General features: G+C 71.8%; 10 protein-coding genes. 7 read left to right on the top strand and 3 right to left on the bottom strand.

Annotation, left to right across the window (positions count from 1 at the left end):
• Positions 1-444 (bottom strand): 6-phosphofructokinase (locus BIU89_RS06625; RefSeq protein ID WP_175474981.1); only part of this gene is annotated, 444 nt, incomplete at its 3' end.
• Between the two features lie 75 nt (positions 445-519).
• Here BIU89_RS06625 and BIU89_RS06620 point away from each other — a divergent pair.
• Complete coding sequence (locus BIU89_RS06620; protein WP_083404215.1) at positions 520-1,485, top strand: DNA-3-methyladenine glycosylase family protein; 966 nt, start codon at positions 520-522, stop codon at positions 1,483-1,485.
• Positions 1,486-1,590: 105 nt separating this feature from the next.
• Here BIU89_RS06620 and BIU89_RS06615 read toward each other — a convergent pair whose 3' ends face one another.
• Positions 1,591-2,448, bottom strand: coding sequence for an NAD-dependent epimerase/dehydratase family protein (locus tag BIU89_RS06615; protein WP_083404214.1), 858 nt, complete (start codon positions 2,446-2,448; stop codon positions 1,591-1,593).
• A gap of 99 nt (positions 2,449-2,547) precedes the next feature.
• On the opposite strand from BIU89_RS06615, the gene BIU89_RS06610 reads away from it, so the two are divergent.
• From BIU89_RS06610 to BIU89_RS06585, 6 genes are all read left to right on the top strand, one after another.
• Complete coding sequence (locus BIU89_RS06610) at positions 2,548-3,912, top strand: hypothetical protein (protein WP_071245313.1); 1,365 nt, start codon at positions 2,548-2,550, stop codon at positions 3,910-3,912.
• Positions 3,913-4,003: 91 nt separating this feature from the next.
• Complete coding sequence (locus BIU89_RS06605) at positions 4,004-4,531, top strand: AAA family ATPase (protein ID WP_071245311.1); 528 nt, start codon at positions 4,004-4,006, stop codon at positions 4,529-4,531.
• Between the two features lie 119 nt (positions 4,532-4,650).
• Positions 4,651-5,715, top strand: coding sequence for a TerC family protein (locus BIU89_RS06600; protein ID WP_071245309.1), 1,065 nt, complete (start codon positions 4,651-4,653; stop codon positions 5,713-5,715).
• A 42-nt stretch (positions 5,716-5,757) separates the two neighbouring features.
• Positions 5,758-6,447, top strand: a complete 690-nt coding sequence (locus BIU89_RS06595; protein WP_071245307.1) for a YceI family protein — start codon at positions 5,758-5,760, stop codon at positions 6,445-6,447.
• A complete protein-coding gene (locus BIU89_RS06590; protein ID WP_071245305.1) occupies positions 6,444-6,959 on the top strand; it encodes a sigma-70 family RNA polymerase sigma factor in 516 nt (171 codons plus the stop codon). Before BIU89_RS06595 ends, BIU89_RS06590 begins: the two co-directional genes overlap by 4 nt.
• Complete coding sequence (locus BIU89_RS06585) at positions 6,956-7,663, top strand: anti-sigma factor (RefSeq protein WP_071245303.1); 708 nt, start codon at positions 6,956-6,958, stop codon at positions 7,661-7,663. Before BIU89_RS06590 ends, BIU89_RS06585 begins: the two co-directional genes overlap by 4 nt.
• Here the strand turns inward: BIU89_RS06585 and BIU89_RS06580 are convergent.
• Positions 7,660-8,139 (bottom strand): MarR family winged helix-turn-helix transcriptional regulator, encoded by a 480-nt coding sequence (locus tag BIU89_RS06580; protein WP_071245301.1) that lies wholly within the window; start codon positions 8,137-8,139, stop codon positions 7,660-7,662. The two genes, BIU89_RS06585 and BIU89_RS06580, sit on opposite strands and share 4 nt — an antisense overlap.
• Positions 8,140-8,168 lie beyond the last annotated feature (29 nt).

The following is an 8,168-nucleotide window of genomic DNA, read 5'->3' as shown; positions in this document are numbered from 1 at the left end:
GGTCGCGATGGCGACGGCGGTGTCGAAGCCGAACGTGTAGTCGGTCGCGCCCAGGTCGTTGTCGACCGTCTTCGGCACGCCCACGATCTTCAGGCCGGCGTCGGTCAGGCGCTTCGCGGCGGCCAGGGTGCCCTCGCCGCCGATCGCGACGATCGCGTCGATGCCGTGCCGCTGCAGGGTCGCGGAGATGTTCTCGAACCCGCCGTTGGGGCCCTCGAACGGGTTCGTGCGGCTGGTGCCGAGGATCGTGCCGCCCTGCTTCGCGATGCCCTGGATGTCCTTGCGGCCGAGCGGGACGATGTCGCCGTCGACCACCCCGCGCCACCCGTCGCGGAAGCCGACGAAGTCGTGTCCGTAGATGGCGATGCCCTTCAGGACGATCGCGCGGATGACCGCGTTCAGGCCGGGGCAGTCGCCTCCGGAGGTGAGGATGCCGATGCGCATGGTGAACTTCCGTCGTCGGGTGGTGGGGATCAGTGCCCATCATGACTGACGGTGGTTCCGCATTACCATCCCCGTGTGTCCCTGCTCGCTTCCGCCGCCGTCGACGCCGCTGGTGCGTCCGGTGACGCGTCTCGCGTCGACACGGTGTACCGGCCTGGAGGCGCGGTGGACGTCGCGTCGACCCTGCGGCCCCTGCGGCGCGGCTCCGGCGACCCGGCCTTCCAGGTGGTCGGCGGCGTCGTGTGGCTCGCGCTGCGCACGCCCTCCGGTCCCGCTTCCGTGGCGATCCGGCGGGCCGGCGACACCATCGCGGTGTCGGCGTGGGGCAGCGGAGCCCCGTGGGCGGTCGAGCACGCCCCCGATCTGCTCGGACGCGGCGACGACTGGTCGTCGTTCGACGTCTCCGGCAACGAGTTCCTCGCCGCGGCACGACACCGGCAGCCCGGGCTCCGGCTGCTCCGCACGAACACCGTCGTCGCGATGCTCGTGCCGGCGATCATGGAGCAGAAGGTGACCTCACGCCAGGCGTGGGGCGCGTGGCGGTACCTGCTCCGGCGGCACGGCACCCCGGCGCCCGGTCCGGCACCCGCGGGCATGATGGTGCCGCCGGACGCTCCGACGTGGGCGCGGATCCCGAGCTGGGAGTGGCACCGGGCGGGCATCGAACCGGGGCGCTCGGCCACCGTGATGCGCGCCGTGAAGCTCGCGCCGGCACTCGAACGGACCCTGGTGCACGGCCGCGGCGGCGAGGTCGTCTCAACCAAGCTGCAGTCGATCCCCGGGGTCGGTCGGTGGACCGCCGCCGAGACCGCCCAGCGCTCCCACGGTGACCCGGACTCGCCGAGCGTGGGGGACTTCCACGTGCCGGCGCTCGTCGGGTGGGCGCTGACCGGTGCCCCCGTGGACGACGACGGGATGCTCGAGCTGCTCGAACCCTGGCGCGGGCACCGGGAGCGGGTTGTGCGGTTGATCGGCGGCTCCGGGTTCCGGAAGCCGTCGTTCGGGCCGCGGATCACGATCCAGGACCACCGGGGGCACTGAGCAAGTCTGTCGGGCGGGTGTGTGGGTCCGCGGAACACCGGTGTTCGCGCTTTGCACACCGGCACGTGGGTGTTCGGAGTGCGAACACCGGTGTCCCGCAGGGCGTCAGGGGTGGCGGGTGCCCTCGCCCGCCAGCACGGCGCGGTAGCCCGCACGGAACGTCGGGTACCGCGGTGTCCATCCCGTCGACCGGAGCAGCGCGTTCGACAGACGCTTGTCGCCGCCGGCCTGCCGCGCGTCACCGTCGCCCGTCGACGGCTCGGCGACGTGGAGTTCGTCGGCCAGGAACCGCAGCACGTCGTCCAACCGGCTCGGCTCGTCGTCGGTGCCCAGGTAGAGCGGTGCCGGGGCCGGCAGCGCCGCCAGGTGCACGAGCGCGGCGGCGGCGTCGTCGCGGTGGATGCGGTTCGTGTGCGGTGAGGTCCCCGGCGCCAGCCGTGCGGCACCGGATCGGACCTGGTCGATGAGCCGCTCGCGGCCCGGACCGTAGACGCCCGACAGCCGGACCAGCACGGCGCCGGGAGCGCGCTCGCGCAGCAGGACCTCGGCCTCGACCAGGACCTCGGCGGTCGGGGTCGCCCCGCGCGCGGGTGTCTCCTCGGTGACCTCGCTGCCGTCCGAGACGTCGTACACCGCGGTCGAGGACACGACGAGCACCCGGGGGTCGGCCTCCGAGGCGTCGATGCCGTCGAGCACGTTGCGCAGGCCGTCGACGTAGGTGGCGCGGTACTCGTCGACGTCGCGGCTGCCGGCGGCGAAGGCCACGACGACGACGCTCGTCTCGGCGGGGATCTCGGGGACCTCGTGGCGCAGGTCGACGCTCCGGCCGGTGATCGGCGCGGGGATCAGCTCGGCGCGGCGGCGGAGTCCGATCACGTGGTGGCCCAGGTCGGCGAAGCGCAGGCCGGCTTCGGTCCCGAGGTCGCCGCATCCGGCGATGACGACTGTCGTGGAGTTCTGCACGGCTCGACCTTGGCACGGTCTCATGGTGGAAGGCGGGGAGCTTGGTGATAATGGTTCTCAACTGGATGATCAGCGTCCGGTCTTCTCGACAGGAGTTCCATGTCCCCTCGATCCCTGCGTCTCCTCCCCGCGCTCGTCCTGGCCGGGCTCGTCCCGCTCGTCGGCACCGCGATCGCCGTCCCCGCCTCGGCCGCACCCGCCGTGACCCGGACCGCCCACCACAGCTGGCTCGTCACGGCTGACCCGACGGCGAAGCGCGTGTACGTCAACGACGCCGCGACGGGTCGGCGGACCGCCACCCTGAGCGGGATCGAGTTCGGCACCCACGCGGGCTCCGTGCAGCTCGGCCACGGGCAGATCGCGTTCATGGACGAGTCGAAGCCGCAGCTCGACGTCATGGCGATCGGTCCCCGCGGCACCGCGCGGATCGCGCAGCACTACGCGATCCCCAACGCCGACAAGCGCTGGGAGCGCGCCGGCTGGCTGTCGACCGACACCGCGCGCCGGCACCTGGCGGTCGGCTCCGACTTCGACGGCTCCGAGCGGCAGCGGGTCACCGTCATCGACCTGCAACGGAAGGTGGAGCGCACCGCCCGGATCGACACCTCGGCGGTGCAGCTCGCCACGACCGGCAAGCGCGGCACCGAAGAGGTCGAGACGTTCCTGGTCGGCAGCCCCCTGCGCCTGGTCGTCACCGCGGGCGGACGCCTCGACGCCTACTCCGTGTCCGCGATCATGCGCGGCGCGACGCACCCGCGCCCCGTCGCGACCACGCCCCTCGGTGCCTACCCGCACGGCCCGATCGTGAACGCCACCGGGACCGTGATCGGCTCCGACCTGGCCGCCGGCGTGCAGACCGTCCGGGTGACGCGGACCGGCTTCACGGGATCCCGGTCCGTCGCGTACCCGAAGCCGAGCGTGCAGAGCTACCGCCCCCGCATGGCGCCGGACGGGACGACCGTGGTCGGCACCCAGGCCGGCAGCGCCGCTGCGGGCACCCCGTGGAACGCCGTCTCCGCGTACCTGACCACCTCGTCGACGTCCTCGAGCAGGATCCGCAGCGTCGACCTCGGCACCGGGTCCTTCACCCGGGTCGCCGTCACCGCCCGGTTCGCCGCCGTCGCGCTGACGTCCGGCACCGGGGACTCGCTCGTCCTGGTGTGGAAGCAGGCCGACGGCGTCTACTCCGGCCGGACGACCTCGGTCCCGCTCACGCCCTTGCGCAAGGGTCCCGTCGCCGGACAGTCCGCCGCCGGGGCCTCGGTGCGGTTCGCCGCGGCGACCGACGACGGCCGCAGTGTGTTCGTGACGCGGGGTGACGAGGGGGAGATCACCCAGATCGGCACCACCGGTGCGAAGCCCTCCGTGCTCCGCACCATCACGCTGCCGACGGCGCTCGCCGGGGGCGGGTACCTGACGACGGTCGACCCGACGGTGCGTCCGTACGACCTCAGCGGTCGCTGACCGGCCGACCCGTCGGTGGGCCGAACCGCTGACTGCCCGGCCGACCAGCCGCCGACCGCCCCTCGGGGTGGTCGGCGGCTAGGGTCCTGGTGTGATCGTCTGGCTGAACGGAACCCACGGGGCGGGGAAGACGACGACGAGCCGACTGCTCCAGCCGCTGCTGCCCGGTTCGCGGATCCTCGATGCCGAGAAGGTCGGCGAGGTGCTGATGGACGTCACGCCGGGGCTGCCGGCCAGCGACAACTTCCAGCACTGGGACCCGTGGCGGCCGCTCGTGGTCGAGACCGCTCGCCGGGTGCACGACTACGTGGGCGGGCCGCTCATCATGCCGATGACGGTCCTGGTCGAGGCGTACTGGCGTGAGATCGCCGCGGGGCTCGCGGACCACGGGATCCCGGTCCGGCACTTCGTGCTGCACGTCGACGAGTCGACGCTCCGCGACCGGATCCAGAACGACCCGATCATGGGGCCGTCGACGTTCCGGTTCGCGTACGTCGACGCCTACGCCGAGGCGGCGCGCGGCTGGCTGCACGCCGAGGCAGAGGTCATCGACGCGACCGAGGCCCCCGCCACCGAGATCGCGCGGGCCGTCGCGGACGCGGTGACGTCAGAGCGCTGACAGCACGGCTCTGTCCGCCGCACGCAGCCCCGGGGTTCGCCACCGCCCGGATCATGCCGGAGACTGGTGCGGGTCGCTCACGAAGCCGCCCGCCCCACCACCAGCAAGGAAGGCTCCGCATGCCCGAGCTCCCCGTCGTGTTCGAAGTCGGCTCGATGATCGCCCTGGTCGCAATCCTGCTCGCCGACCTGCTCATCGTCGCGCGTCGCCCGCACGTGCCGACGCTGCGCGAATCCGGCATCTGGGTGGGCATCTACGTCGGGCTCGCACTGGTCTTCGCGGTGCTCATGCTGGTCTTCGCCGGTGGCGACTCCGCCGGGCAGTTCCTGGCGGGCTGGCTCACCGAGTACAGCCTGAGCATCGACAACCTGTTCGTGTTCGTCATCATCATGGCGCGCTTCTCGGTGCCGAAGAAGATCCAGCAGGAGGTGCTGCTGCTCGGCATCATCATCGCGCTCGTGCTCCGCGGGATCTTCATCCTGGTCGGCGCGCAGCTCATCGAGAACTTCTCGTGGATCTTCTACATCTTCGGCGCCTGGCTGATCTGGACGGCGATCCAGCAGCTCCGCGGCGAGGACGAGGACGACCAGAAGGACACCTTCATCGTCCGGCTGCTCCGCCGTCGGGTCCGCCTCACCGACACGTACGACGGCATGAAGTTCCGCACCCACCACGACGGTGTCCGGCACTTCACGCCGCTGCTCATCGTGCTCATCGCGATCGGCACCACCGACCTGTTGTTCGCGCTCGACTCGATCCCGGCGATCTTCGGCATCACCGAGAGCCCCTTCATCGTGTTCACCGCGAACGTCTTCGCGCTGATGGGCCTGCGCCAGCTCTACTTCCTGCTGGGCGGACTGCTCGAGCGTCTGGTCTACCTGAAGTACGGCATCGCCGTGATCCTGGCCTTCATCGGCGTGAAGCTCGTCCTGCACGCGCTGCACGACAACGAGCTGCCGTTCCTGAACGGCGGCCACCACATCGAGTGGGCGCCGGAGATCAACACGTGGGTGTCCCTGCTGGTGATCGTCGCCGCGATGGCCGTGTCGACGCTGGCGAGCCTCGTCCGGATGCGCGGCGAGACCCCGGCCGCCGACGCCGTGACCGCGGACGACACAGCGGCGGACGATGACCGGGCCGACCAGGACCGCGCCGACCAGGACCGCGCCCGCACCTCCGACTGAAACCCGTTTGAACGATCCGCCCGGCCGTCTCGTCGTCTGGGTATGGCACTCCGCAAACGCACCAAGGTCATCATCGGGATCTCCGCCGGCGTCGTCGTCGTGGCGGCAGCAGCCGTCATCGCCGGCCCGGTCATCTACGCGAACACCGTCAACGGCCAGGCCGCCGCAGCCCCCTCGCTGTCGGCGTCCTCGTCCGGCACCCTCGACGCGAAGGACGCCGACGGCACCTGGACCAGCAAGAGCAGCTCGTACGCCGGGTACCGGGTGCACGAGGTCCTGCAAGGGAATGATGTGAACGTGGTCGGACGCACGAAGGACGTCAAGGGCACCGCCGTCGTCGACGGCGGCTCCCTCACCAAGGCGACCGTAACCGTCCAGGTCGGCAAGATCAGCACCCCCGAAGCGGCCCGCGACGAGTACTTCCGCTCCACCGCGCTGCAGACCGACAAGTACCCCACTGCCACGTTCGAGCTGACGAAGCCCGTCGACGTCACGAAGGCGCTCGACGGCTCCACGCAGGACGTCAGCCTGACCGGCACGATGGACCTGCACGGCGTCGAGAAGCCGGTCACGGCCGACGCGCAGGTCGCGGTCGGCAAGGGCGGGACCGTCCAGGTCGCCGGCACCGTGCCGATCACCTTCGCCGACTACGGCGTGAAGGCCCCGTCGCTCGGCTTCGTCACCGTGGACGGGAAGGGCTCCGTCGAGTTCTCCCTCGACCTCGGGAAGTGACCGTGACGAGTCGTTCCGCGGACGAGCTGCTCGCGACGCTGTACCGCGAGCACGGTGACGCGCTCACGCGGTACGTCCGGCACCTCACGCGGGACGGCTCGACGGTCGAGGACGTCGTGCAGGAGACGATGGTCCGCGCCTGGCAGCGTCCGGCCGTGCTCGAACGGGCACCCGACAGCGCACGCGCGTGGCTGTTCACGGTGGCGCGCAACCTGGTTGTCGACGACGCGCGGTCGGCACGCAACCGCCGCGAGCACGGCACCGAGCACCAGGTCGAACGGATCGAGTCGGACAGCACGGACGCCGTGCTGGACCGGATCGTGGTCGCCGACGCACTCGCGTCGCTGACCCCGGACCACCGCCGCGTGGTGGTGGACGCGTACTGGCTCGGGCACACGGTGCCGGAGATCGCACGGCGACACGACATCCCGGAGGGCACCGCCAAGTCGCGGTTGCACTACGGGCTGCGAGCCCTCCGGCTCGCACTGCAGGAACGAGGAGTGACCCGATGAGCGACGACAAGTACGCGGAGTGGGATGCGGCGTACGTCCTGGGGTCGCTCCCGGCCGGTGAACGCCTGGAGTACGAGCGGCACCTCGAGACGTGCGACCGCTGTGCGGCCGCCGTCGCCGAGCTGGTCGGTCTGCCGGGGCTGCTCGGCAAGCTGCCGGCCGACCAGGCGATCGAGATCGCAGAACCGGACGGGAGGCCCGACACCCGTTCCGAGAGCGACCTCGCCTCCGTCGCGCACCGCGTCCGACACCGTCGCCGCCGTCGCCGGGTCTGGGTCGCCGCCACCGCGGGGCTCGCGGTGGTCGCCGCCGTCCTGGGCGGACTCGCGGTCGGTGCCGCGGGGGAGCGCACCACGGTGCAGGCCGGTGCCGCTCCGACGGCAGCTGCCACCGCCGACCGCTACGACATGACCGGCGTGCAGGGACTCGACGTCCAGCTCGCCATCAGCGGCGAGCAGTGGGGCACCCGCTTCGACTGGGGGTGCTCGTACGGCGGCAAGGAGTGGTCGCCGGACGGGTCGATCCTCTACGACCTGGTCGTCGTCCGGACGGACGGCACGACCCAGACCGTGGGGTCGTGGACGGCTGCCGGCGCGGACGCACGAGGGCTGTCGGCGTCGACGGACATCCCGCGGGACGACATCAAGAGCGTGCAGGTCCGGCTGCGCGGTGAGCGCGGCGCGCTCGCCGTCGTCACGCTCTAACCGACGTCGGCCTCGTCCGAGGCGTCGTCGGGGCCGATGGCGTCCTGGACGCGCGCACTGACGGACCGCAGCGTCTCGGCGTCGGTCCCCACGGGCCTCCAGAACAGGTCCTCGAGCGCACCGGTGTGCGCGCGGATGCCGGCGAGCACCGCGCGACGGCCGTCCGCGGTCATCACCACCCAGCTGCCGCGGGCGTCGCTCGGGCAGTCCGCCCGCTCGACCAGGCCGCGGGAGACCATCCGCGTGACCTGGTGGCTGACGCGCGACTTCTCCCAGCCGATGCCCGCGGCGATGTCCCGGACGCGCAGACGGTGGTCCGGGTCGCGGTGCAGGCCGATCAGGATCTCGAACTCGGGGACGGAGATGCCGGCACCCGCCTGGACGGCCCGGTCGAGCGCTCGGTCGAGTCGTCGCCAGACGTCGTGGTACGCGTCCCAGGTGGCCCAGTCGTGGCCACCGTTGCCCTCCGTCGACATGCCGACCAGCGTATCCACCGGGCGGACGG

It is taken from the genome of Curtobacterium sp. MCBA15_005 (assembly GCF_001864855.1).
Taxonomy (GTDB): Bacteria; Actinomycetota; Actinomycetes; order Actinomycetales; family Microbacteriaceae; genus Curtobacterium; species Curtobacterium flaccumfaciens.
Note: the sequence above shows the minus strand (reverse complement) of the source record. Positions and strands in the feature narration are given on the sequence as shown.